Origin of the sequence: Leptospira semungkisensis (assembly GCF_004770055.1) — a bacterium.
Classification (GTDB): Bacteria; Spirochaetota; Leptospiria; order Leptospirales; family Leptospiraceae; genus Leptospira_B; species Leptospira_B semungkisensis.
The window spans coordinates 653,068-677,431 of sequence record NZ_RQEP01000005.1; the positions used below are offsets into that span (position 1 = coordinate 653,068).

Here is a 24,364-nt window from a genome sequence, read left to right on the forward strand (position 1 = left end):
TTCTAGTATATACTTTGAATTTATATAAAGTGATTACTTATACATACGCTTTTTTGTTTATTCCTAAAAGAATAGATTTTTTAGACCGCAGGTCTACTTTATAAAAACTAGATACGCTTGAGCGCATCCGGCAAGACCGCCTAAGAAAGCACCTAAGCTGATCAAGGTGGCCTCATCTTCTTTAAACACGGAGTGAAGCAATTGTTCAAACTCTACAGGAGGAAGCACGCTTAGGTTCTCGAACACCAACTTTTCTATCTCCAACCTTCCTTCAATATAACTCTTCATCCGTTCAGCTGCTTCTGGAACTAGCTCTAGAATAGAATCGCAGATCTTTTCCTTCATCTCGTCCAATTTCTGAGAACCTAACAGAAGAGAGGCGTATGGAATCTTGGATTTCAACTTCTGGTCCAAGAGTTCCTTCGTTTTGCTTAAGAGTTCCGAGATAATCAGATCTCCACCCTTCTCTTTGAATATGATTCGAATTAGATTTTCAGGATTTAATACTCTAGAAGAAATCACCGAAGCAAATTCTCTGGATACATCCACTTGTCGCTTTAAGAACAAACCTTGGTATTTGAATAGAATGAAATTCTTCACTTCTAATGGAGAGAAGATCATGAGGATTGCCAACCAGTTCGTGATGTATCCTACGAAAATTCCCATCAATGGCATGGTCCACCATTGATTCAAGTACGCGATAAATGCTACCTGAACACAACCGATCAAGAATCCGAAATAGATCCCGGAGCGTACGATAAATCGAAATTCAGGACCACCGCATCTTCTGAAAATCTCAGAAAGCACTTTTGCATTCTCTCCGGATAGAGAATCTCTTATCAGATCCTTGATCCGCAAGACTTGATCCAAATCCTTTCCGAATGCTTCGTATATTTCTTCTATCTTTGTTGGGATCTCTTCTCTGATCTCTTTTTCTAGGATTTCTTTTGCTTCTTGCGGAAGCATTTTCCAAAGCGCTGGACTTTCAGCGACGAGTATATCTCTCACAACGGAAGAGGATTTTTCTCCGATCTTATCTCGAATAGATTCAGTGATTTGGGTAGGTTCTATTTTTCTATAAAGATCGTACGGTTTGATCAATCGATCCGTAAGAATCTCTGCGATGAGTCCTGCCATCTTTCCGGCATGCTTAGGAATGATTCCTTGCCATCCTAAGATTCCCCAACCTTTAAATTTCAAAGGAAAGAAGATCATCTGAACCGCGATATAGTTTGTAATCCAACCGACGAAGGAGCAAGTAATTAGAATGGAACCGATTTCCACATAAGGAGCGTTCATCGCACCGCAGATTACACAATTGCAAGCAAGTAATTCAAGAAGAAATAAAGCTGGGAAGAGAACAGTTTCCGTTTTAATTTGTAAAATAACGGAAGAAGATCCAATGGAAATCAGAACCTCTCTCTTAGTTTCCTTTCTTATTCATCTCACCTTCTTCTTCTTTCTTATTTTCAATCCTTGGAGTGGAGAAGAGATCTCCGAGCAAATCCGACTTCAGCTGAGTAAAGGCCAAGTCCCTAGTTTGTTTTTTCGCCTTCCCCAAGATGAAGGAAAAGGATTGGATTCTTCTAAGTTAGGCGGTCTTGCGGGCACTCCCGAAGCAGAGATCGAAAGATTCAAGAATGAGATCCATTACCCACCTGCAGCGCTCGAGCAAAGATTGGAATCGGATTGCTCTTGGGAAGTAGAGATCGGACCGGAAGGTTTAGCGCGAAGGATCAAGACCGTAAAAAGCTGTAAGTATCCTGTCTTTGAGAGCCATTTTAAAAAATCTGTTTCTAGCTGGAAATTTCAACTGCCCGAAGGTAAGGTAATCATTATCCCGGTATCCTTTCATATAGAATCAGATGAATGAGTCACAAAAATCCTGGTACGCAGTTTATACTCTTTCTCGTTCGGAGAAGAAACTGGCCAAGGAACTATCTAAAAAAGGAATACCAAACTACCTTCCCATTATTCCAGAGCGAAAGCAATGGTCCGATAGGATCCAAATAGTTGAGACTCCCGTTTTTTCTTCTTATGTTTTCGTAAGGATCGATATCCGTAACGAAAAACTGAAGGTCTTAGAGACCAGTGGCGCTCATCATTTTGTGTCCGTTTCCGGGACTCCCCATCCGATCCCCGATGATGACATAGATAATATCAAAATTTTTGTAACGGAATACCCGGATAAAATAAAAATAGAAAGAGAAGAAATGATGCTCCCCGGTAAACCTGTATTAATCACAGGCGGCCCCTTTAAGGGAAAGAGAGCCTTGGTAGAAAGAAAGGGAAACAAATCTTTGATATATGTTTCTATTTCCGGGATCCAAACACTTATCTCATTGGAATTGGATCATGAGATGTTGGAAATCGGAGAGGAGAGTTAGAATTGAGCGATATATTAGAAAAAGTTAAAAAAGCCTTAGATACAGAGATAGAGGCAATTGCACATTTCAGAGAGAATTTAGATCCGAATGTGGAGAAGGCAATAGAGCTTATTTTCTCCTCTAAAGGAAAGACCATCATCACCGGCGTAGGCAAATCTGGAGATGTAGGAAAGAAGATAGCATCCACTCTTTCTTCTACCGGAACTCCTTCTTATTTCCTTCATCCGTCCGATGCGGCTCATGGAGATGCGGGGATCATCGCCCCGAATGATGTGGTCATTGCAATCGGCAAGAGCGGAGAAAGCGAAGAATTACTCAACCTTCTTCCAACAATAAAGAGCATAGGTGCAAAGCTTATAGGACTCACTGCAAATCCTCAATCTAGACTTGCATTAGATTGCGATATAGTAGTTCTAACTCCTGTCTTAAAGGAAGCCTGTCCGTTAGAGCTCGCTCCTACATCCAGCACAACCATCGCATTGATGTTGGGAGATGCGATCGCTATGGCATTGATGGAGCTCAGAAACTTCCAAAAAGAAGATTTCGCTCTCTATCATCCGGCAGGTAGATTAGGAAAACGTCTTTCCTTAAAGGTAGACGATGTGATGCGCAAAGGAGAGAAACTCGCCAAGATCCATCCGGATGCAAACTTGGATGAAGTGCTTTCTGAGATCACTACTAAGCTTGTAGGTGCAACAGGAGTTGTAAGCCAAGAAGGAAATCTTTTAGGCTTCATTACTGATTTCGATATTCGCAAGATATTGAAAGAAGGAAAATTCGATAAGAATACAAAAGCAAAAGACATGATGAATTCGAAACCTACAGTATTCGAGAGTGGCATCATGGCCTACGATGTATTGCAATCTATGGAAAGAAGAGAAAAGCCGATTTCTGTTGCCCCGATTGTTTCCAAAGAAGGAAAATTATTGGGGATTGTTTCTATCCACGATCTATTACAGAAAGGTCTATAAGATAAGGTCATGGCTTCTTCTTCGGATCGAAAAATCTATATCGTATTAACTTTAAACGAAGAGGAATTTTTCGGTTTAGAGAAGAAGCCTGCAGCAGATTTTTTAGAGATCCGTTTAGATCAATTTTCTTCTAGGCAAGGAAATGCCGAAAAAATCCTAAACCAAATCGAAAAACTAAATGCTGCTTGCGTACTAACATACAGGCAGCCCGAAGATTCCAGTTTGAAAAGTGTAGGCCTCTGGGATCAGGACAGCGTCCAGCCTCTCATAAACGGGCTAGAATCAGAAAAACATTATATAGATCTAGAACTAGACAAAGATAATTCGGTTTTCACGAATTTGGATGAGAGTCGTTTCGGGATTATCCGCTCCGTTCATAATTTTTCTGCAGCACCCAATAGAGAAGAGCTCCTATTCTACTTAGGTCCCGTCATGGAAGAAGTATTAGCGACTCACAAATCCCAACTTCCTTTTCAAAGGATTTTCAAAGTAGCTGCTCTTGCAAAATCCGAAACGGAAGCCAAAGACTTTTTAGACTCTTGTTCTTATATATCTTCTCAATGTGCTAAGCTGAATATGCCTATCGGCTTCTGCGGAATTCTAATGGGAGAAGCAGGAAAAGAATACAGGATCTTTCCTGAAAAGATAGGTTCTCAGTTTACGTACTGTTGTTTAGGGGAGCCCAAGGCACCTGGGCAAGTCGATCTCAAAACTCTCTTAGAAAAAAGATCCAAATAATCAATCGTCGGAAGAACCTTCTCCTTCTTCCCTATCATGATTTGTATCCGGCTTCTTAGGATCTCTAGTTCCGCCTCTAGTCTCTAAAAATTTACGAAAAGACTCATCGTTAGAAAACTTCTGGAAAGCCTTTTCTTTTTCAGCGGCACTCCAATACGATGAAGTGATACTTCCCGCTTTTTTAATATAGGACATTGCTTGATCAGCATCGCCTTTACTTGCAAAACACTTCGCGAGCAAATAATATGCTCCCGCTGAATCGTTTACCTTTTCGAGAAGAGCGATTGCCTTATCCGGAGAACCAGTATAATAATAAGCCTTTCCTAAGTAGAATCTATACTCTCTCTGCTCTTCTTCGTCAGGTTGAACGGATTGAAAATATCGAAGAGCCTTTTGGTATTCTCCGTTGTTCGTATAATACCTAGCGAGCTTTAGAATCCCATCATAGTATACTTCAGGCAAATCCTTCATATCCGGATTTTCCTTTTCGATCGCAGATCCGATTTCTTTTAAAAGATCATATCCTTCTGTCTTCAGTCCGAGTTGGATCTTGCAGAGGCCTATATACATTTTGATCTCTCTGGTTCTCTCTCCGAATTCTAATGCTTTTTCTGCGTTCTTGATTGCACCTTCGCAATCCTTGAGTTGCCATTTGATCTTTGTAAGACCAATCAGCGGTTGAACTGTATGCTTATTATTGTAGGCCTTGCGATAATATTTGGCGGCTTCTTCAAAATCTCTTTTCTTATGATATGCGGCCGCCTGGGTCAAATGAGTGAAATGTAAAAGCTTCTCTCTTTCAGAAGGAATTCTCGATTCTACTTTATTTAGAACCGCGATTGCCTCATCGTATTTTCCATTACGGACTAAGACAGCCCCATACTTATATCCGAATTCAATATTTTCAGGTTCTTCAGATACCAGGTTTGCAAGTAATCTTTCCGATTTCGCAAATTCCTTTTCATTATAATAAGATAATGCAAGCGGCCATTGGATGCTCTTATTATGAGGATCCTGTTTCAATTTCTTCTCCAGGCTTGCTACACTTTCCTGCTCCGAATCTTCTTCGTGATATACAGGTCTGCGAGTCCCTCCGGAAGAATATCTTTCTTCTGCAGCGGCCCGGATCTTTTGGATGTGACTTAGATCTGGATCGATCTTGAGTAAACGATTCGAATAGGAGATCACTTCTCCATATTCTCTTTGGTAATTATGATAAAGAATGATCTTAGTAAGAGAGTTCACTAGATCTTTTTTAGGCAGGTTTAACGAAATGGCTTTCTTGAATGCCTGAATGGATTTGGTATAATCCTTCTTGCTTTCGTAGATATAGCCCATATACATCCAAGCTTCTCCCGAAGTTGGATTTCCTTCGTTGTACTTCTGGAATTGCTTTAGGGCTTCTGCGTAGTCTTTTCTGGAATAAGCCTTCTTTCCGTCTTTCAGATCCGCAAAAATCGGTGCGGACAAAAGAAAGAACATACATAGAAGGAGGATACCTGTTCCGATTCGGACCGCGTTCGGTTTACAGGTTCTCCTTCGGTGATTACGAGAAATGGAAGGCATTTATCCAATTTTGGAAGGAAGTTCCACGAATAAAGTGGAATTTCTGCCTTTCCAAAAGGAATTATTTATTTCCTAAAACTTCCGCCTTTCTCGCAGCTAATGCTCTCGCAGCCCTCAAATTCACACTCATTGTAGTGATTTGCGGGTTTACGGACAATCCTGTCGGATAGACAGAAGCATCCATTACGAAAATATTCTTATGCCCATAGAGTTGAAAGTTCATGTCAACCGCTCCTCTTTCAGGAGAATCGGCGGCTTGGATAGAACCATGTGGGTGAGCGGAGCCTACTAGAACCTTGCCGGGCTCTATACTCTTATCCAGGATCCAATCAAACTTAGAATTCTTATCTACAGGAATTGGATCGGTCACATCAGGGAATGGAAATACGATTGCTTTCGCGCCTGCGGCAACCTGCACTTCTGCAAGTGACTTCAATCCCTTCAAAAGGTTTTTTCCATCGGTAGGAGTCAGTTCAAAGTATACCTTTCTTCTTCCTAAGGACCATTTTACGGACGCGTTAGCCTCACCGTCAGCACCGTCTCGAACAAGCACGATACCGCCGCTCATGTTCGGATACTTCTTCATCACATCGAATTGCTTCTGTCCATAATAAGGAACAAGAGAGCTTGCCAATGTAGGACGGAAAGGTGCAACTTCCAGCCAATAGCCATAGCCAGTATTGTCTTGGTTATGGCCGTCCTTGATCACTGCAGACTGAGGAGGTCCCGAGAACATATTAATCTTATCGTCAAAGATCGCGAAGTTTACGCTAGTAGGGTGAACTTTCAGGTTTCTTCCCACCCAATCGTTTCCGAGTCCCGATCTCTGAAGAAGTGCAGGTCCTTCGATTGCGCCCGCGCTTACGATTACGACTTGGGCATCGATCACCAGTTTTTCTATGATCTTATTTGGAGCCTTTTCGTAAGCGTCCGGAGTGAATTCTGCGACTACGGTTTTAATATTACCGTCTTCTTTGATGTACTGGGCTCTCATATTGGAGATTACAGTCGCACCCGCTTCGATCGCATCCGGGATCCAAGTCAAGAATGCGGACTGTTTCGCGTTGATCGGACAACCTAAACCGCAGCGGCCTAGTCCAATACAACCTCTATTATTATTCTTTAATACTTCAGGATGGAGACCAAGTGCTCTTCCACCTTTCATCAGAGTGTTATTGTTTGCGTTTATTAGATTTGGAGGTACCTCGTGCACTCCAATCCTTTCGTGAACTTCGGAGACGAACGCATCCATTTCCTGTCTTCCGTAATTCTTCCAACCGAAACGCTTGTCCCACTCGTTAGTTACATAGTCGGGAGGATAGAGAGAAGTTTGCCAGTTGACTGTGGTAGATCCACCGACTGTTTTTCCCTGAAGGATAGAAAGAGTTTGCTCTTCCGTTATAATAAAACCTGCATCCCTGTACAGACGAGACTGAGAGATGAATTCGTCGCCGGTGAACTTAGCAGGAGTAAAATAAGAACCTTCTTCAATCAGGATCACTTTCCATCCTGCCTTTGCAAGAGTAGCAGCTACCACTGCTCCTCCAGCTCCGGAACCGATGACTACTGCCTCGGTCTTAAGCTTCCAAGTGTCTTTGATTCCTTCTTTCTGTATGATCTCCGCATGTTTGTTCGGAGTGATAATTTGATCGTTTGCTGCAGGAATTCCGCCCATCTTCTTAGCCCTCGTAGCCTACTAGTTTAGAATAATCTTTTTCCATGGACACAAGGAAGAAGGATAACTGACGCATGATATTGTATGCCCCGCGCTTCAATGAAAGAGAAGAACTCTTCCAAGAGAGAAGTCGTTTCTCACGGTCTTCTTTAGAAAGACCTGCAAGAGAAGTAAAAGAGAGGTCCAGAGCGAAAGAAACAAGCGTGGAAGTCGGTAAGAATGCTAATAGCTTTAAAACAGATTCCGTTTCTATAGGATAAGGATGACCGTAGATATACTTGTCAGCTGCGACGCCTAGATCGAAACCTTGGATCGGATTTCCTTCCAGAAATACTTCTTCCAAAGATTTAAAGGCCCAGTACTGATCATCACTTAGTCCATGTAACTTAGGAACAGGGCCTGATTTACAAGAAACTTGAGGAAGGAGAATTGCGGAGACTGCCGCGGTTTTGAATAAGAATTTGAGAAAGCGACTGCGAGAGACTCTCTCTTCCAGAAACGATTCCAACTTTTACTCCTCAACTCTGTTCGAAAAACAGAGTTTTATCGTAACGAATGTTTTGGAATATGTTTTACTTTTGTCTATCCTTTCTTTTGGAATTTCTTCATCTTCACGTAAATTTTAATTTCTTCAAAGTCGATTCGATCTAGTTCGACTTCAAAAGTTTCTCCTAAAGAATACTGTTTGGTATATTTCTTTGAATAGAAAGAGAAGTCTGTCTCTGCTTGTAGCTCTCCTTCGTCCGTAAATTCGATCGCTGGGATCACAGCTTCGACAGGAGGATTGTTTAATTCTACAAATGCAAAAGCAGATCTGAATCCAACTAAAGTAGCAGTGAATTCTTTGAGACCTGTCTTCTCCAAAAATCTACAAGCTTTGAGTTTATAATAATCTCTCTCTGCATCCGTAGCCTTTCTTTCTTCATGAGAGGTATGCAATCCCATGACTTTGATGTCTTCTACATCGTACGGATTTTCTTCGGAGAGAAGAATGCTTTCCAAAACTCTGTGACAAACAAGATCGGGATACCTTCTGATCGGAGAAGTGAAATGACAATAGTCCTTAAAGCCTAAGCCCCAATGCCCAAGTTGCTCTCCCGAATAATAGGCCTGCATAAAGCTTCGTAAAAGAGAGATATTAAACAATCTCTCAGAAGGACTTCCTTCCAATACCCGTAATACTGAGCGAATGGATTCGTAACTCGTATCATGGAGTTGCGTATTGACCCCATTCAAACGAAGGAATGAGTTCAACATTTCCAGCTTCTCTATGTCCATTGGTTCGTGAACACGATAGAGAGTAGGGCGCTCCTTCTTACGAATAAACTCTGCAACTTTAATGTTCGCAGAAAGCATGAACTCTTCGATAAGAATATGAGCCTGCAATCGATCCACAGGTTTGATCTCGATCACATTGTGCTCGGAATCTGTAACAACCTTGGTCTCTTTCAGATTCAAATCCACTCTTCCGGAATCCAAGCGCCTCTTTCTAAGAATATTGGCAAACTTCATCATCTGGAAGATCCAGTTCTTAGGATCTCCTTGTTGGATCTCTTTCTCCGCCTTTGTATAGGTATAACGCTCGTCTACCTTGATCACCGACTTATAGAATTTTGCATGGAAGATGTTTCCGCTCCAATCCGCTTCCATTTCGACAGTGAACGCCAAACGATTCTTTTGAGCCACGAGGCTACAAAGATTTTCAGATAACTCAGGCGGCAGCATCGGGACAACTCTACTGCCCAAGTAAACGGAAGTAGCTCTTCCGTATGCTTCGACATCCAGATCCGAGCCAGGTCTCACATAATGAGACACATCAGCGATATGCACATAGAAGCGGATCTTCTTTCCTTCATCGATAAAAGAGATCGCGTCATCAAAGTCCTTAGAATATTCTCCGTCTATGGTAATTGATTTGAGTTCTCTCAGATCTACTCGAGAACCCCAATTGTTCACATTGGATTCTTCAACCTCGTCAGGAAGCTCTTCTAGTTTTACTTCTTCAGGATAAAGAATATTATAATTGTATTTCATTAGCATTCTCATCAGATCCGTATCTTCTTTTGTATCCGATTCGAATCGAACGAAATGTGCTTCGTATAGATTTCTCTCCTGATCAGAATCCTCTTTCAGAGTGACTACTATGATATCGCCGATGGAAATCTCGTCTTGCAGATCCTGTAACAAGCTTTTGCGGGGAAGAAACCCTTCTTTATGATCTCCATCCATATCCAAGAAGGAACCGATGATGAATTTGAAACCCTTCTCGATGACTTTCATTCTATAGAGTTCTCTTCCTCTTCGAATGATAGAGACCACTTCTCCTTCTAATTTTCCTTTGCGACCAATGCCTGTAGGAAGAATTTCTACCAAGTCACCTTGTATCGCAGAAGAAGTGTATTGGCTCGGTATAAATACTTCGGTCCCTGTAGTAAGCTTTGCAAAGCCGTCCCCTTTTTTGCTCAGGGAAATGGTTCCTTGCAGGGTTTGGCTTTCACAAACTATGATATTCTTTCTTTGTATCTCGACTAAACCTTCTTTTTCAAAAAAGGTTAAGATCTCTTCCGCAGAACGTTTTTGTTCCTGAGCTTCCCATCTTTCTCTTCGATATCCTTTTTTCTGTCCTGCATGAGCGATAAACTTTGAATAGACTTCCTGCAAAGAAAGAACCTTGCCCGCTTTTGCTCTAAAGAATTTGAGAAGCTTGCGGCCCGGTTCATTCTCTCTTTCCCAATCTTGACCTCCAAATCTTCTATTTGAAAATTTAGAATGGTGACTTGGAACATGAGATTCTTTGTCTTTTCGAAAAGGTTTTTCTAACTTTTTAGAAAATGGTTCCTTAGCAAATTTCGGAGATGGATTTTCTTTTCTTTTCGGCTCTGGCAAAACTTCAACAGGAGCGACCTTTGTTTTTTGAACAGGCTTTTGTTTCTTCTCTTTTGGAGAAGGGGACGCACTCGCAGTTCTTTCTTCTGTAGAAAGGATCTCGAATTTCTTAGACTTGGAGGCTTTATGATCCTTCTTCTTTTTGGAAGAATGATCTTTCTTAAGTGTAGTTTCCGTTTTTGGTGATGTAGTTTTTTTCTTTTTAGTTACCGATATAGCGGTTTTCTTTTTTTCTTTCATGTATAGTATACCTTGGGTTTATCATCCGCGTATGTTCCACGGAGATAATTGGGAACCAGTAGCTCATAAGAATAATCAGCCTGGTTCGAAAGCGCCTTCGTCAATTCATTCGCTTTTTCTAATAGAATTGCCATCGGAGAAGGAAGAGTTTCCTTCATGTTTTGGCCTGGATACAATTCCGGAGAATCGGTAAATTTCAATCCTGTAATATAAGATCCTAATCTATCTTCAGGAAGCTTTTCTGCGATGAGATCCGGGGGAATATCTAGCGTACCACAATACCCTCTTTGGTCTCTCAGTCCGAAATATATTTTAGATTGCTTCGCTTCTATAGAAACGGAAATTGCCGTCTCGATCTCCAAATAGTAGTGTGCGGTATAGATCTCTAGACTATCGAATCCGATTGCAGGAATATTCCAGATCTGAGCAAGATTACGAGCAGTCGCAACAGAGATCCGTATCCCAGTAAAAGATCCGGGACCTAAGGCAGTTACAATTAGATCCGGTTTCTCCCAATTTGCTTTTTGCAGACAATTGCGTATCTCAGTAATAAGAACGGTAGAAGATTCCCTATTATGCAACTCTTCATATTTAGAGAGAACTGTGATCTTGCCTTCCTCATCTCTGGAATAACATCCGATCAGGATCCAAGTATTTGTGGCGTCTAAGAATAAGATTTTATTCATATAGATTTCTCCGAAGAGGACAAAAACTCGGAAGATAAATCGAGATCATTCCATTCGGAGCCAAGAAGTTCCATTTCCATATTTCTGGTTTCTTCGTCCGCTTCTTCAAGGGAAATTCGTATCAAAAATTTATAGTTCTTTAGCTCCGACTCAGCCTTTTCCCACCATTCGATGAGACAGACGCCGCGTCTTCCCCAGTATTCTTCAAAACCAAGATCGGATATCTCTTCTGCAGAACCTAAACGATATAGATCAAAATGATAAACGGTCAAAAATTCTCCGGAAGAATTTCGGATCTCCGGAAAAGGATATTCGTTCATCAATGTATATGTGGGAGAATTCACGAACAAGGACGAACGATCCGTTTTATCTTTTAGAAAATCGAGTAGTGAATTCACGAATCGTGAGGAGAAGGTAGTCTTTCCAGAACCCATTTTTCCTGAAAGAAGAAGGATCGGAAATTTTCCTCGATTCCAAAGCTGTCCAGCGAGTCGGGAGATGCTTCGGGCGGGAATTTCAAGTTTTTCTAATGTGAGATTCTGAAATTGCTTCCGCATTCCGCCTTCTAAAATAGCTCTAGTACTCTGTCCTTAGGAAACCTATATATGGAATTACAAAATTCGCAAGTGACCTCTATCTGTCCTTGCTCCTCTGCGATATCCATTGCCTCTTCTTTTCCTAAGTTTAGAATCAGTTCCTTGATCTTCTCTTCGGAACAATCGCATCTGTATTCTGGTCTGCCTTCTTCGAGGATCTCAAGCTTTGTATTCCAAATACCTTTTAATTCTTCTAATGCGTTTGAAACATTTTGATCGAATATCTGATTCTTCTTTGCTTCGACAGCCCCGGCCCATTCTCTAACTGCATCAATATGTTCCTGCTTGGCTTCCGGTAACGCTTGGAGTAAGATTCCTTTTACCTTCCAATGCAGACCTTCCAACTTTACATAAGCGATAAGGAAAGAAGGTATCTGCTCCGAATCTCTCAGATAATTTTCAATATTCTCTTCGAAACTTAGATTTCTAAAAGGGACGATGGATTGATAAATACATTCTCCGTCTTTCCAACGAAAGACTTTTAATATGCCTAGATTCTCTTCTGAGATCTGGCCTGATTCGACATCTTCTTCTGGACGGTGTCTGAGAGTTGCCTTCATTCTTCCGTTTCTCGTGCTGTATGCGAGTACGGAATGAATTTCTGAATCGTCGTAGAAACGGATTTGAACACTTAACTTTGTTTCTTCCTTCACTAAGTCAGCTAAGAAGAAGGCAGACAGCATTGTCCTTGCAAGAAGCTCAGTACCTGTGTCATCGAAATCATGCAAGTTAGACGCAGCAGTCACTGCATAAGAAATTTCTGCACTGGAGAAACGAAAATGAACATCGGGAAGGATCCCATAATAATACGTATCTTGGTTTTGCATGAAAGCTTAGGCTTCCCGACCTTTGTAGGATGAGTTCCTATCTATTCTCTCCGAATCGTATCGAAAAGACAGTATTTTTTCCCGAATTCAATCGTATTTCCCGGTTTTCTTTCTGGAAAGATCGCCCGCTTCATGAAAGATCGTCCTACTTTATTTCTTAGAGAGGGCCCGATGATTTTCGGAGCGGATTATTATCCCGAACAATGGACTTCCAAAGATTGGGAAGAAGACATTCGTATCATGAAAGACATGGGTTTGACTCGAGTTCGCTTAGCCGAATTCTCTTGGGCTCTTGTAGAACCGAAGGAAGGTAATTTCAATTTTTCCTTTTGGCAGAAAATTCTAGACTTAGTCCACAAACACAAAATGGATGCGATCCTAGGAACTCCTACTGCAACCTTTCCTCCTTGGTTAGCAAAGAAGTATCCGGATATTCTTCAAGTACGAGACGGAGTTCTTAGAGGTATAGGAACTAGACGCCAAGCATGTTTCTCTTCTTCCAATTATAGAAAGGCAGTCATTAAAGTAGTGACCAAGATGGCCCAAGCTTTAGGCAAACATCCTGCAGTGATCGGATGGCAAGTTGACAATGAGATAGGTCATGAAGGTTCCGATATAGATCATTCGGATACTTCTCTGAAAGCATTTCGTGTTTGGTTAAAGAACAAGTACAAGACAGTTCAAAATCTAAACGAGACTTGGGGAAATGTTTTCTGGGGAGTGATCTTTAACGATTGGAACGAGATTCCTATCCCTGGCCTTCACGTGAGTGCGGGATACAATCCTTCGATGATCCAGGACTTTTATAGATTTCATTCGGATACTGTTGTGGATTTCGTGAAACTGCAGGCCGAGATCCTTCGTAAACATTCTCCTGGAAGAAAATTGACCACAAATTTGTATCCGAGCCCTTTTCTTCCGGTAATCGATATGTCTGAGTTGTTTACTCATTTAGACTACGTGTCTTGGGATAATTATCCGACTTGGGGAGACCAGGCAGAGCCTTTTCCTCATCCATTTATTTCGGCAATGCATCAGTACAATCGCGGCTTAAAGAATCAGTCTTTCACGGTAATGGAACAGATCTCAGGTTTTCAAGGCCATGATCTTCTAGGTTATCTTCCCGCGCCCGGACAGATCAAACTTTGGATGAAGCAAGCAATTGTTCAAGGCTCCGATCAGATCGTATTCTTCAGATATAGAACTGCAAGGTATGGACAAGAACAGCTTTGCTATGGAATCCTAGATCATGACAAGGCTCTTACTGAAAGATATTTTGAGCTGCAAAAAGGAATCTCTGAAATTCTTCCTCATGCGCAAGACTTTGCTTCGGAACAATTTCCCGCAGATGTAGCGATTCTTCACGACATAGAGAATTCTCGTAATTTCAAACACCAGCCAGTTTCTTCAGGTCTGAAGTACAATCCCGTTCCATTCGCACAAGTCGGCTATGATATTGAAATGGCTACTTGGTTTTCAGGAATGAATATACTGAATGTCAATACTCATTTCTCTCCGATCTCAAAGACGGACTTTAGTAAGTACGAAGTCATCGTCCTTCCCCTCTATTCTATGATCGATGATAAGATCGTTCAAAGCTTGAAAGAGTTTGTAGAGAAAGGAGGAACGTTAGTCCTAGGTTATCGGGCCGGCGCAAAGGATAAAAACTCTTGGATGTTGGATTCTCAGATCCCAGGTCCCTTCTCCGAAATGGCTGGGGTAAGGGTACGTAAATTCGAAGCAGTTTCCAATAGAGAAGTCAAGTTTAGGTTTAGGGTCTTACCCGGAACTTGTTCCAAGATTTGTGAGATATTAGAGCCTACAACAGCCAAGGTTTGGGCCAGATATACAGATAAAAATAAATTCTATAAGGGAAAACCAGTAATCACCTGCAATAAATTCGGAAAAGGTTTTGTCGTATACATAGGGTCTAGTTTAAGCCCTGTCTCTCTCATGCTTTTATATAGGAGAGTGCTAAGGTTAGCCGACATACCGTTCCGGTTTTACGGACCGAATGTAGAAAAGACCTTTCGGAAAGGAAAAACCAAGGACTACGAGATCTATATCAATCATTCTAGAAAAATGAGTCTGGCCGGATTCAAGATACTGAAGCCTTTCGAAGTTAGGATCTTACCCAAAACAAAAAATGAAGCTTAATGAAATAAAAGAATTAAATAAGCTTTTACTAACCGCAACCAAAGGGAAGAACGAACCGGTATCCTTATATGTGGATAATCTTCATACGTCTTTCTTGGAATTCGAGGAAACTTATATTCTTCCTTCTACGTCCGTTTTCGAGATAGAGTTCCATGCGGCTGAGTCATTCTTAAAATCACTTTTACATTTAGCTCCTGAGTTAGTTGCAAATTGTCTAGTACTGCCTGAGCCTCGGCCCAAGAGAGACATAGATCGTCTTTTTCTAATAAAGCCTTTTTATACGGAAGGAGAGATGTTTAGAGAGAATTCTCCCGACATCTGGAAGGATAAACTTCCTCCCTACGCAGTGGTGACCAGTTTTCATCTCATGCATCTGGGCGGCGCAAACAAAGAGGAGATCTTTCAACCTGCGGCCCAAGGAAAGACAATGTCCGTGCATACAAAGCGGGTGTATTTCTCCGTTCGAGTAGTGCCCTTGGACTCTCTTACCGTACATGAAGGCGCAGTGATCGATTTCAGTCCTAAGAAATACCAAGAGTCGGACTTTATGGTGCAGATCTCCAGAGATGCGAATGAAGGGGTAAGACACACTTATTCGGAGATCTTTGACGAGGTGGATTATTCCAAGCAGGTCGGTATCATTCACGAAACTATAGGGATTACCTCGGCAGATTGGACCCTAGGGAAAATTTTCGCTCCGATAGCAGTAGAATATCTTACTTTAACGGCCCGCTTCTTGGATGCCTCCGTCGAGACCATAGCAAAGGATTTTATTTCGTTTCACCAAGTTGTTGATCTTTTGTTAAGACCGGACAGCATGACCTTAGAAGAATCGGCCCGAAACTTCTTCTTTGCTTGGCTTCGATCTCATAAGGCGGAAAGGATCATTTCTCCGTCCGGAAACATGGCTTGGAAGATATTGCGGGAGGAAAGGACATAAGACCCGGATATGGAATCGTTAGCCCCACCCATTGACTTCCCGCTTGAAGAAGTGAAAAAGCGAGTCAAGTCCGTACAATCAGTATCCGGACTCATTTTAGAATCCGCAAGAAAACTCCAAAAAGAGATCCGAGTCTTCGGAATCGTTAGCGACTCCGAAGAGAAAGACAGAATTACCAAGGCCGACGAGCTGATGGGAAAATTCCTGATCGATTTCATCCGCCAAAACTTTCCGAACGATTCAATTATTTCTGAAGACTATTTTCGTTATGAAGGAAGCAATTCCTTCCGTTGGGTTTTGGACCCGATCGACGGATCCATGAACTTCGTGAGAGGAATCCCTCTCTATTGCGTTTCCGTAGGTCTTGAACACAGAGAGACTCCTGTTGCAGGAGTTGTTTTCGCGCCGGAGCTCGACACACGTTATTCGGCCATTCTTAGCCAAGGCGCATTCAAGAACGGACTTAGGATAGATGTTTCTAATACGGATGCCCTGGCTCGATCCCTTCTCGTATCCAGTTTTCCAACAAACAGAAAAGAAATATTAAACGAAGTAATCTCTGATATTACCGCGTTCATCAGTTGTGGACGTTCCATGAGAAGGACTGGCTCCTTTGTTCTGGATACTTGCTGGGTTGCAGAAGGTGTATTAGATGGAATCTGGGAGAAGGGTGTAAAACTCTGGGACACCGTTGCAAGTTCTGTTATTCTCACAGAAGCTGGGGGAAAGCTGACTGACTTCCAAGGAAAACATTTCCTTTCTGGTCAGGCCGAAGTGGTTGCCTCTAACGGAAAGATCCACAAACAGATCATAGATATTCTGAGAAACGTCCGACTCTCCATCGGACGAAATTAATTACAGAAGGTCGGCGAGGATTCAAACATCTCTCGCCGATGAAGTTCTTTCGATTACTTCAGAAATTCTTCCAAGGACTTTAATTGAGACTCGCTAAAATTGAAGCGAGTCATTGCTGCACTTGGACGCTTCGGAGTATAGCCTGCAGGGTATTCACCCTTCATTCTCGCTTCTAATAATGCAAAAGAAGAATTCGCTACAGAAGGTCCGACTGCCCCGTCTATCTTAGGATTCACATTATGGCAAGCAATGCAGTTCGCCATATAGATACTCTTTCCTTCTTCTGCCAAAGGAGAAAGTTGCTTCTCCGGTTTACAATTCAAAGCAAATTGAAGGAAGAAAGATAGAACTAGCAGGCTTAAAAAAGAAAAGCGGTGGATACCGCTTTTCTTTCTCTCATTTAGAGTAATTTGATGAGATCTCATTAAGCAGCTTTCACCGTTAAGAGAACTTCCATCAGAATGTAAGTCAATAGAGCTAAGATCACTCCGCTGGTAATGACTCCCTTGATTGTTTTGATCGGCTTAATAGTCGGTCCGTTTTGGTCAGCAACCAATGCATTCACTTCGATAAGAAGTGCGATCAATGCGATGATTCCTAAGAATACTCTCAAACCGTCAGGGCTATAAGCTAAAGGAAGGTTACGAGCAGCTCCCATGGCAAACAACATCGGAATAGAAAGCAATACGTTCGTTCTGGAAGCGACAAACGCTCTGTTCGCATTCGGAGCAGGATCAACAGTAGTTTCTCCTTTTGCTTTTGCGATAACGACTTTCTGATTCGGCCAAATCACAAACCAAACGTTTGCCCACATGATGGTCCCGAACACAGCACCGACTAGAATTACAACGACCCACTGAGAGTTATGAGGGTAACCAAGAGGCCCCAACGCAAGAGCGATCATAGTAATACCGGAAAGGAAAGTAAACATTGCTCCCCAACGGAACCACCAAAGTACTCTAGGAAGTAATTTTTGAGTGGCGTTCTTTTTCGTTTCGGCATCAGTCTCGGCAAAGAAAGGACCCTGAACAAAATTCAGATAATACAATAACCCGATCCAAGTGACTCCCGCTAAGAAGTGGATGTACTTAACTAAGAAGTAGAGACCCGCCTGAGTAGTAAAGAGGGTGAATTCCATGATTCCTCCGCACACAGTTCTAGAATAAAGTTCCGGCGCATAACGCCGAACCCAAATAGAATTATTTGTTGAAGGAGCTAAGTCAAGCAGTTTTAGAAAGTTTCTAAAATCGTTTTGCAATCTTCAAGTTAACTTGAAGATATAAAAATCATTTTCCTCTTAAGTCTTTTACAAGTGCTCTGCCAAGTTCAGAGAAGAAGGGAGGTTCGTCTTCCTCATCCTGGGATTTGAAAGGAAGAAATCTATCTCTGAAAATTTCGGAGCTAGAAGTGAGTACAACCTTAGTTCGATTTCCGTTTCTCTTAGTCCTTGTCTCTAGACGGTTGCCGCCTTTTCCATCAGAACCTTTCACAAGCAGCTCGAACATGTCTTCGAAATATTCGCCCATATCTCCCGGAACGAACAAACTGATCGCGCTTGGAGGAAGAATGGATAAAAATCTTCCGCCAATGTTTGTTTCGGGAATCTTAGTGAATTCTCCAGTTACTATATCCGTATTTCCTGCTCTATGGAATTTGAATGTGTATCCTAAGCCTCTCACGTCTATTTTCAATCCGTATACGCTTAAATAAGCGTATGTCCTCAGGTGCAATGCCTTTGGCGAAGACCAATATCCTTTATGAGAATCAGGAATTCCCAATATAATATTTTGTCCTTCGTTATAGAATTCTAAACCCTTTTCAAAGCCACCTGGTTGGAACAGCTGAAATCTAAATGCGAGCTGGCCCAATCTCTTATGCCATTTTTTGTAAGTGATCGGGAATTTCTCTTTCATACGCTCGGATAAGGTATAAGTAATGAAAGTAATCTCGTGTTCTCTGCGAATATCGCAGTCAAAATTGCCGCACAAGAAACTCTGCAATTCAGAATATTCGGCAACGCTTTTTGCGTTCGATGTTTTTAGATGATGAATGGTTTCATCTATCATTGGGAACATATCGAACACACTGGCTTCGGGAGAGATCATCTCCACAGTCCTTTTGATCTTGAATGTTTTTTTGGAATGAAATTCGTTCTCTTGTGCATCCACATAAATAGAATATGGACTGCTAGGCCCCGCAGGAAAGGCAGAGTCTGCGAGTTCTTTCTTGTATCCGTTTCCATTCTCCGAAAGATGAAACCCTAGGATTAGATGGTCATCTTTCTTATAAAACTTTTCCTGAGCATCCTTATCTGGATTCCCGGAAAGAACATTGCGAGTCGAATCTTCCTTAAATTCTTTTTGAATGATATCTTGGTATCTAAAGTACTTCTCAAAATACTCGGCGGCGTGTGGATTCTTATGCACGCAATTTATGAGAGAATGAGAACCGACAATTAAAACTAAATAGGAATAAATTCTATTCTTTCGATTCATTTCCTTCTTCCCTTTTTTACAAACTCGAAAAGTTCCAAGACCTTAGAATCATCTACCGTTTGAAAGTATTCTGTATGGATCAGATTTCCTTTTGGGGAATACACTCTTAAGTAAGATCTCCCATCCGTTAGTCCTCGAGAGAGAATTCCTTCCTTGTCCAAAAGAATGCTCTCGTACTCCTTATCTTTCTCTTTTAGAATATAATCGAAAACAGTTTGAGGAGCATTCTTCAGATTCAAATATCCGGAGAAGAGTACTTTGTCCTCATCCTTCAGGAGAGTCTGCATTTTCCAATAGATCTTTCGTCCATGCTTTCTGCAGAGAACTACGTCTTTAAAGCCGCAACCTAAAAGGAAATAGGTATTTCCTTTTGCAGAATCGGATGCAAAGATCTGTCCTTTTTGATCAGGAAGCCGGAAGCTAGGTAGCTGAACTTGAGAATCCGAGAAAAGAAAAGTAGGCAAAAACAAAAGTAAGAATACCAAACTTCTTTTCTTCATTCTTATAACTTTCTGGAAGCAAAGACTCTCAAGAAAAGTCTTGGCAACTATTTATTATCCACATAAGACAGCGGAAAAAATTACATGTTTCAAAAATATTTTTTAAATTTCAGAAATTAGAGAAGGAAGCTCTTACTTTCTATGTAATCGAAAGATCCCATCCCAATCTTTGGAAGGAGCTTGGTTTAAAGCCAACTTAGTTCGTTTAGCGTACAATCTCACGATATTGTCTAGAGGACTTCGTTTATACAATTCTTTGAAGATAGAGAAAGCACTCTGAAACTGACCAGCTTTATATAAGGTGATTCCTTCGCTTAGCTTTCCCTTAGTATCATGTTTTTGATCAGCCGTTTCAGGGGGATCAGCTTCAAAAACTTCATACAGGATCACTGGTTGGGTCTTTCCTTTCACAATGACTGTATCGATTTCTCTCGCCCTAATCTCGGAAAGCAAATTTAATCTAAGAAATGTATGATGAGTTACTAAAATACGAGCCTTATAGAATCCGGAAAGACTTTGCACACGAGAGGAAAGATTTACCGTATCGCCCACGACAGTGGTATCAATCCTTCTCTCGCTTCCCACAGTTCCTAAGATCAAAGGACCAGTATTCACTCCGATCCCTAGATCTGCGCCAATGCCGATCCCGTCGTTCAAGGCTTCCACATGACGAACCATATCGATCGCCGACTGCAATGCGTTGTCGGCAGAGTTGAAATTATCCTTCTCCGCCCTTTCACTATGATCGGAGAATAAGGCCATGATCGCATCTCCGATATATTTATCCACAAAGCCGGCATTCTTAAAGATAATATCTTCAAAGGCGGAGAAGTACTTATTTAGATATTTGATGTTCTCGTCCGGACTCAACTTTTCGGAAACAGTCGTATAACCTCTTAGATCGGCAAAGAAAACAGACATAGTCTTTTCTTTCGAATCGCCGATCTTGATCTCTACTGGGCTTTCCCGATCTAAGATTGAAATAAATTCAGAAGGAACGAATCTGTAGAAAGCGTCCCTCTGTTTGGAAATTTCCTGGTTCAATGCTTGGGATTGTTTGTACAAACTCACATAACGAGAAACTAAAAGACTGATGATCACTAGAATAAAAACTGAGAACGAGATCTTAAAGAAAGGATAATGGAATCCGACGATCTTAGTCATCGCATCCAAGGTATCCCAAAGTCCGAATATTCCGCAAACACCGATCCCGATCGCAAGCTTGATAGAATCTGGTTTTCTCTGACGAATGGAGTTGATCGAAAATATGATCACATACGAAAGCATCAGAAGAAGTAAGACCTGATATATAAGCAAGTTCGGCAGTACGTATTCGAAAGGAAGAAACCAATTCGCAAGAAGAGATACAAGGCTCAACCAGCAAAAGATCCGTATCATCCAGAACTTTCCTTCTTGCTGATAAAAGAAATCCTTTGCGAATAGCATGAATATAGGAACGATCGGAATCAGGGCAGAGATTTCTCCTCTAAAGAAGAATTCCGTATCCGGCCCTCCCGGATAATTAATGAATTTATTATATAAATGATACGTAGTTAGATAAAAGTAAACGGAAGAGAGTAGGGAGAATAATCCAAAGTAAAGATAATAAATGTCCTGCTTTCTTGTGACAAAGAACAGAACATGATAGAACCCGAAGATAAAATAGATCCCGAACAGAAAAATATCGAAGTACTCCGAGCTGGAGTTATATATTTCTTCTAAAGAGGAGATCCTGAAATTCTTAGGATGATAGAAACCGAAATGATCGTTCGGCTTAAATGGATTGCTATCCGCTTCTCCTACAAATTGAATTTTGATCTCGTTTTTTCCTGGCCTTAAGATCCCAGTATTGACAGGAATTACTAAACCTTTCAAAGAACGATTTACAGTTAAGGAACCTTCTTTCGTTGGAAACCATTCTTCCCTAAGGATTGTTCCGTTTAACTCGATCTTCCAGTTCTCTCCTATATCAGGAAAATAGAATCCCGCCGGGACCTTTAAGAGCAGATCATCTTTGTTCAAATTGAACTCGGATCTTACATCAACTTGATGAAGTCCGCTTCTCGGAGGAATTTTAAATATGGTATTGAAGGTCCAAGGGATCGGAGGCATCTCGATCCATTCTTCTTCTGGTTGGATTTGCTTTTTGTTCTTAGCTTCCGGTTTAGAATCCTGATTCTCCAGTTTCTTAGTGAGCAAGCGCCCTTTCCAAGAAAGCTCAGAAAAATCTATTTTTCTCTCAGCAGTTTCTTCCTGCAAACAACCGGACTGGGCTATCAATAGCCCAGCGCACAGAAAGAACAAGAATTGTCTGGAACGAAGAAGGTCCAAGTGCGGGACCTCACATTACGAGTTCGTCCTCGCCAGCGCGAGCAACGACGATGTCTCCGGACTCTTCCAGTTTACGTATGATGTTAACGATTTTTTGCTGAGCGTCTTCCACGTCTTTGATACGGATAGGACCCATGAAGTCCATATCTTCTCGAAGTAAGTTCGCGGCACGTTTTGACATGTTCTTAAAGATCTTCTCTTGCACTTCTGTATCTACCGATTTCAAAGCTTTTGCGAGATCTGAGTTATCCACTTCTCGCAATACTTTTTGAATCGCTCGGTCATCGAGTAGAACGATATCCTCGAATACGAACATCCGTTTCTTGATCTCTTCTGCAAGTTCCGGATCTTCTTCTTCAAGAGCTTCGATGATGGTCTTTTCAGTTCCCCTGTCAACAAGGTTGAGGATTTCAACCACCGAATCGATACCACCGGCAGAGGTATAGTCCTCGCTTGCGAGTGTAGAGAGCTTTCTTTCCAAAACCCTTTCTACCTCGCGAAGAACGTCAGGCGAAACCCGGTCCATGGTTGCGATCCTTTTCGCAACCTCGGCCTGGATTGTATGCGGCAACCCCGACAGAATGCTAGACGCTTTCTGAGGATCCAAATAAGATAAAATTAATGCGATTGTCTGAGGGTGCTCGTTCTGGATGAAGTTCAATAAGTGCTGAGGGTCAGTTCTTCGGATGAAGTCGAAAGGTCGGACCTGCAAACTCGAAGTCAAACGGTTGATGATATCGATTGCCTTCTGGTTACCGAGAGCTTTTTCGAGAAGTCCGCGAGCGAAGTCAATACCTCCGTTCGAGATGAATTCCTGAGCCATCATAAGCTCGTTGAATTCTACAAGGACCTTCTCCTTGTCTTCCGGAGTGATCTTATCTAGACGTGCGATCTCAAACGTGATCTGCTCGATCTCGTCTTCACGTAAATGTTTGAAAATCTCGGAGGATACTTCGGATCCGACGGCGATCAGAAAGATAGCCGCTTTTTGTCTTCCGGTTAGACTAGTTTTCTTATTCAGCACAGTGAGCGCGTCCTACGAGATATTATCGGCAAAAATCCTAATTTTCAAGGTAAAGTTTTTCTCCGCTTCCCGCTTGCAAACACGACATAAAATTCCAAGCTGGACCCATTCCCGTAGGAGAACCTGCCTTGAAACTGAAAGTATACGAATACAAAAACTGCAGTACCTGCCGAAACGCTCTCAAATATCTGGAATCCAAAAAGATAGAATTCGAAAAGAAGGCGATCCGAGAGACTCCACCGACCAAGGCGGAGCTGAAGAAAATGCTCGGTTACTTGGATGGAGATTCCAAGAGACTTTTCAATACTTCTGGCGGAGATTATAAGGAGCTAGGACTCAAAGATAAACTCGCAAAGATGAGTCTGGACGAGCAATTTGAACTCTTGTCCCAAAATGGAAATTTAGTAAAGCGGCCCTTCGTTCTTGGAGAAGGTTTCGGCCTCATCGGCTTCAAAGAAGAAGAATGGAAGACCGCTTTATCTAAAAAATAGGAGCTTACCTTCCTAACGAGCTCATGGCTGCAGCAGGATAACGCAATCCGTGGGCCGCTCCTTTTGGCGCAGCGGAATTGATCCGATCTAACTCTTCTTTTGTTAAGCGAACATCGCTGCCTTTCGCGTTCTCTTCCAAATAAGAACTTCTTTTAGTTCCTGGAATGGGAACAATATCTTCTCCTTGAGCGAGCACCCAAGCAAGTGCGAGTTGTCCGGGAGTTACTGATTTTTCTCCAGCTATCTCTTTGATCTTGTCTACAAGTTCCAAATTCTTTTGGAAGTTCTCTCCTTGAAAGCGAGGAGACATTCTTCTAAAATCGGAAGCATCCAGATCTTCAAACTTCTTGATCTGTCCGGTCAAGAAGCCACGGCCCAAAGGACTGTAAGCTACAAAGCCTATTCCAAGTTCTCTACAAGTTTGGAGAATTCCATCTTCTGGATCTCTTGTCCAAATAGAATACTCAGTTTGCAAGGCACTAATCGGATGGACCTTATGAGCACGACGAATGGTTTCTTCACCAGCTTCGGAGAGTCCTAAGTATTTAATCTTTCCTTCTTTTACAAGCTGAGCCATTGCTCCGATAGTTTCCTCTATAGGAGTATCGGGATCGACTCTATGCTGATAGTACAGATCGATTTGCTCAATACCTAATCTCTTTAAGCTTCCTTCGCAAGCCGCCTTGATATATTCTGGTTTGCTGTTATACCCTCTCTTCGTAGGATCATTCGGATCTCTTACGATCCCGAACTTAGTTGCGATCACAACCTGATCTCTTTTTCCTTTCAGTGCCTTGCCCACAAGAAGTTCATTCGTATGTGGACCGTACATATCGGAAGTATCGAAGAAATTTATTCCCAGATCCAAAGCTCTGTGAATGGTTTCCAATGATTCGGAATCATCTCTTGGTCCGTAAAAATCGGACATACCCATACAGCCTAAACCTTGGCTGGAAACCAAAGGACCTATTTTTCCTAATTGTCTTTTTTGCATAACGC

At 41.8% G+C, this 24,364-nt stretch carries 23 protein-coding genes; 8 read left to right on the plus strand and 15 right to left on the minus strand.

Features of this window, described 5'->3' with window-relative positions; all coding sequences use genetic code 11:
• Positions 1-93 precede the first annotated feature (93 nt).
• A complete protein-coding gene (locus EHO59_RS03195; RefSeq protein ID WP_135584672.1) occupies positions 94-1,299 on the minus strand; it encodes a DUF445 domain-containing protein in 1,206 nt (401 codons plus the stop codon).
• Between the two features lie 103 nt (positions 1,300-1,402).
• Between EHO59_RS03195 and EHO59_RS03200 the strand changes: the two genes are divergently transcribed.
• Genes EHO59_RS03200 through EHO59_RS03215 form a run of 4 tightly spaced genes read left to right on the plus strand, consistent with a single transcriptional unit; the run spans position 1,403 to position 4,096 of the window.
• Entirely contained in the window at positions 1,403-1,873 is a 471-nt protein-coding gene (locus EHO59_RS03200) for an LIC_10042 family TonB-like protein (protein ID WP_135584674.1), read from the plus strand.
• Positions 1,866-2,387 carry a UpxY family transcription antiterminator gene (locus EHO59_RS03205; protein ID WP_135584676.1) on the plus strand — a complete coding sequence of 174 codons (522 nt, stop codon included), beginning with the start codon at positions 1,866-1,868 and terminating at the stop codon, positions 2,385-2,387. Before EHO59_RS03200 ends, EHO59_RS03205 begins: the two co-directional genes overlap by 8 nt.
• A gap of 2 nt (positions 2,388-2,389) precedes the next feature.
• On the plus strand, positions 2,390-3,358 hold the full coding sequence (locus EHO59_RS03210; protein WP_135584678.1) for a KpsF/GutQ family sugar-phosphate isomerase: 969 nt from the start codon (positions 2,390-2,392) through the stop codon (positions 3,356-3,358).
• Positions 3,359-3,367: 9 nt separating this feature from the next.
• Positions 3,368-4,096, plus strand: coding sequence for a type I 3-dehydroquinate dehydratase (locus tag EHO59_RS03215; protein ID WP_135584680.1), 729 nt, complete (start codon positions 3,368-3,370; stop codon positions 4,094-4,096).
• On the opposite strand, the gene EHO59_RS03220 is transcribed toward EHO59_RS03215, so the two are convergent.
• From EHO59_RS03220 to EHO59_RS03250, 7 genes are all read right to left on the minus strand, one after another.
• On the minus strand, positions 4,097-5,578 hold the full coding sequence (locus EHO59_RS03220; RefSeq protein ID WP_135584682.1) for a tetratricopeptide repeat protein: 1,482 nt from the start codon (positions 5,576-5,578) through the stop codon (positions 4,097-4,099).
• A 145-nt stretch (positions 5,579-5,723) separates the two neighbouring features.
• Complete coding sequence (locus tag EHO59_RS03225; RefSeq protein WP_135584684.1) at positions 5,724-7,337, minus strand: GMC family oxidoreductase; 1,614 nt, start codon at positions 7,335-7,337, stop codon at positions 5,724-5,726.
• 4 nt (positions 7,338-7,341) lie between these two features.
• The gene (locus EHO59_RS03230) at positions 7,342-7,845 is read right to left on the minus strand and encodes a hypothetical protein (RefSeq protein ID WP_135584686.1); all 504 of its coding nucleotides are present in this window, start codon (positions 7,843-7,845) and stop codon (positions 7,342-7,344) included.
• A gap of 74 nt (positions 7,846-7,919) precedes the next feature.
• Entirely contained in the window at positions 7,920-10,463 is a 2,544-nt protein-coding gene (locus tag EHO59_RS03235; RefSeq protein WP_135584688.1) for a ribonuclease R family protein, read from the minus strand.
• Positions 10,460-11,149 (minus strand): tRNA (adenosine(37)-N6)-threonylcarbamoyltransferase complex dimerization subunit type 1 TsaB, encoded by a 690-nt coding sequence (gene tsaB, locus EHO59_RS03240; RefSeq protein WP_135584690.1) that lies wholly within the window; start codon positions 11,147-11,149, stop codon positions 10,460-10,462. The genes EHO59_RS03235 and tsaB overlap by 4 nt, the downstream gene beginning before the upstream one ends.
• On the minus strand, positions 11,146-11,706 hold the full coding sequence (tsaE, locus tag EHO59_RS03245; RefSeq protein WP_135584692.1) for a tRNA (adenosine(37)-N6)-threonylcarbamoyltransferase complex ATPase subunit type 1 TsaE: 561 nt from the start codon (positions 11,704-11,706) through the stop codon (positions 11,146-11,148). The genes tsaB and tsaE overlap by 4 nt, the downstream gene beginning before the upstream one ends.
• A gap of 8 nt (positions 11,707-11,714) precedes the next feature.
• A complete protein-coding gene (locus tag EHO59_RS03250; protein ID WP_135584694.1) occupies positions 11,715-12,572 on the minus strand; it encodes an Hsp33 family molecular chaperone HslO in 858 nt (285 codons plus the stop codon).
• Positions 12,573-12,743: 171 nt separating this feature from the next.
• Between EHO59_RS03250 and EHO59_RS03255 the strand changes: the two genes are divergently transcribed.
• From EHO59_RS03255 to EHO59_RS03265, 3 genes are read left to right on the plus strand one after another with little or no spacing between them, the layout of a single operon-like run.
• Entirely contained in the window at positions 12,744-14,729 is a 1,986-nt protein-coding gene (locus EHO59_RS03255; protein ID WP_135586457.1) for a beta-galactosidase, read from the plus strand.
• On the plus strand, positions 14,719-15,669 hold the full coding sequence (locus EHO59_RS03260) for an LIC_10030 family protein (protein ID WP_135584696.1): 951 nt from the start codon (positions 14,719-14,721) through the stop codon (positions 15,667-15,669). Before EHO59_RS03255 ends, EHO59_RS03260 begins: the two co-directional genes overlap by 11 nt.
• Positions 15,670-15,678: 9 nt before the next feature.
• Positions 15,679-16,524 (plus strand): inositol monophosphatase family protein, encoded by an 846-nt coding sequence (locus EHO59_RS03265; protein ID WP_135584698.1) that lies wholly within the window; start codon positions 15,679-15,681, stop codon positions 16,522-16,524.
• A 53-nt stretch (positions 16,525-16,577) separates the two neighbouring features.
• On the opposite strand, the gene EHO59_RS03270 is transcribed toward EHO59_RS03265, so the two are convergent.
• The 6 genes from EHO59_RS03270 to fliG all read right to left on the minus strand — a co-directional run bounded on the left by EHO59_RS03270 (position 16,578) and on the right by fliG (position 22,874).
• Positions 16,578-16,949 (minus strand): c-type cytochrome, encoded by a 372-nt coding sequence (locus EHO59_RS03270; RefSeq protein ID WP_135584700.1) that lies wholly within the window; start codon positions 16,947-16,949, stop codon positions 16,578-16,580.
• Positions 16,949-17,662, minus strand: a complete 714-nt coding sequence (locus EHO59_RS03275) for a urate hydroxylase PuuD (protein ID WP_167882057.1) — start codon at positions 17,660-17,662, stop codon at positions 16,949-16,951. The genes EHO59_RS03270 and EHO59_RS03275 overlap by 1 nt, the downstream gene beginning before the upstream one ends.
• 148 nt (positions 17,663-17,810) lie before the next feature.
• The gene (locus EHO59_RS03280) at positions 17,811-19,019 is read right to left on the minus strand and encodes an LIC10025 family lipoprotein (RefSeq protein ID WP_135584704.1); all 1,209 of its coding nucleotides are present in this window, start codon (positions 19,017-19,019) and stop codon (positions 17,811-17,813) included.
• Positions 19,016-19,519, minus strand: a complete 504-nt coding sequence (locus tag EHO59_RS03285) for a hypothetical protein (RefSeq protein ID WP_135584706.1) — start codon at positions 19,517-19,519, stop codon at positions 19,016-19,018. The genes EHO59_RS03280 and EHO59_RS03285 overlap by 4 nt, the downstream gene beginning before the upstream one ends.
• Before the next feature lie 132 nt (positions 19,520-19,651).
• On the minus strand, positions 19,652-21,631 hold the full coding sequence (locus EHO59_RS03290; RefSeq protein WP_135586459.1) for an adenylate/guanylate cyclase domain-containing protein: 1,980 nt from the start codon (positions 21,629-21,631) through the stop codon (positions 19,652-19,654).
• Between the two features lie 229 nt (positions 21,632-21,860).
• The gene (fliG, locus tag EHO59_RS03295; protein ID WP_135584707.1) at positions 21,861-22,874 is read right to left on the minus strand and encodes a flagellar motor switch protein FliG; all 1,014 of its coding nucleotides are present in this window, start codon (positions 22,872-22,874) and stop codon (positions 21,861-21,863) included.
• 128 nt (positions 22,875-23,002) lie between these two features.
• On the opposite strand from fliG, the gene EHO59_RS03300 reads away from it, so the two are divergent.
• Entirely contained in the window at positions 23,003-23,365 is a 363-nt protein-coding gene (locus tag EHO59_RS03300) for an arsenate reductase family protein (protein WP_135584709.1), read from the plus strand.
• Positions 23,366-23,369: 4 nt separating this feature from the next.
• On the opposite strand, the gene EHO59_RS03305 is transcribed toward EHO59_RS03300, so the two are convergent.
• The gene (locus tag EHO59_RS03305) at positions 23,370-24,359 is read right to left on the minus strand and encodes an aldo/keto reductase (RefSeq protein ID WP_135584711.1); all 990 of its coding nucleotides are present in this window, start codon (positions 24,357-24,359) and stop codon (positions 23,370-23,372) included.
• Positions 24,360-24,364: the final 5 nt, after the last annotated feature.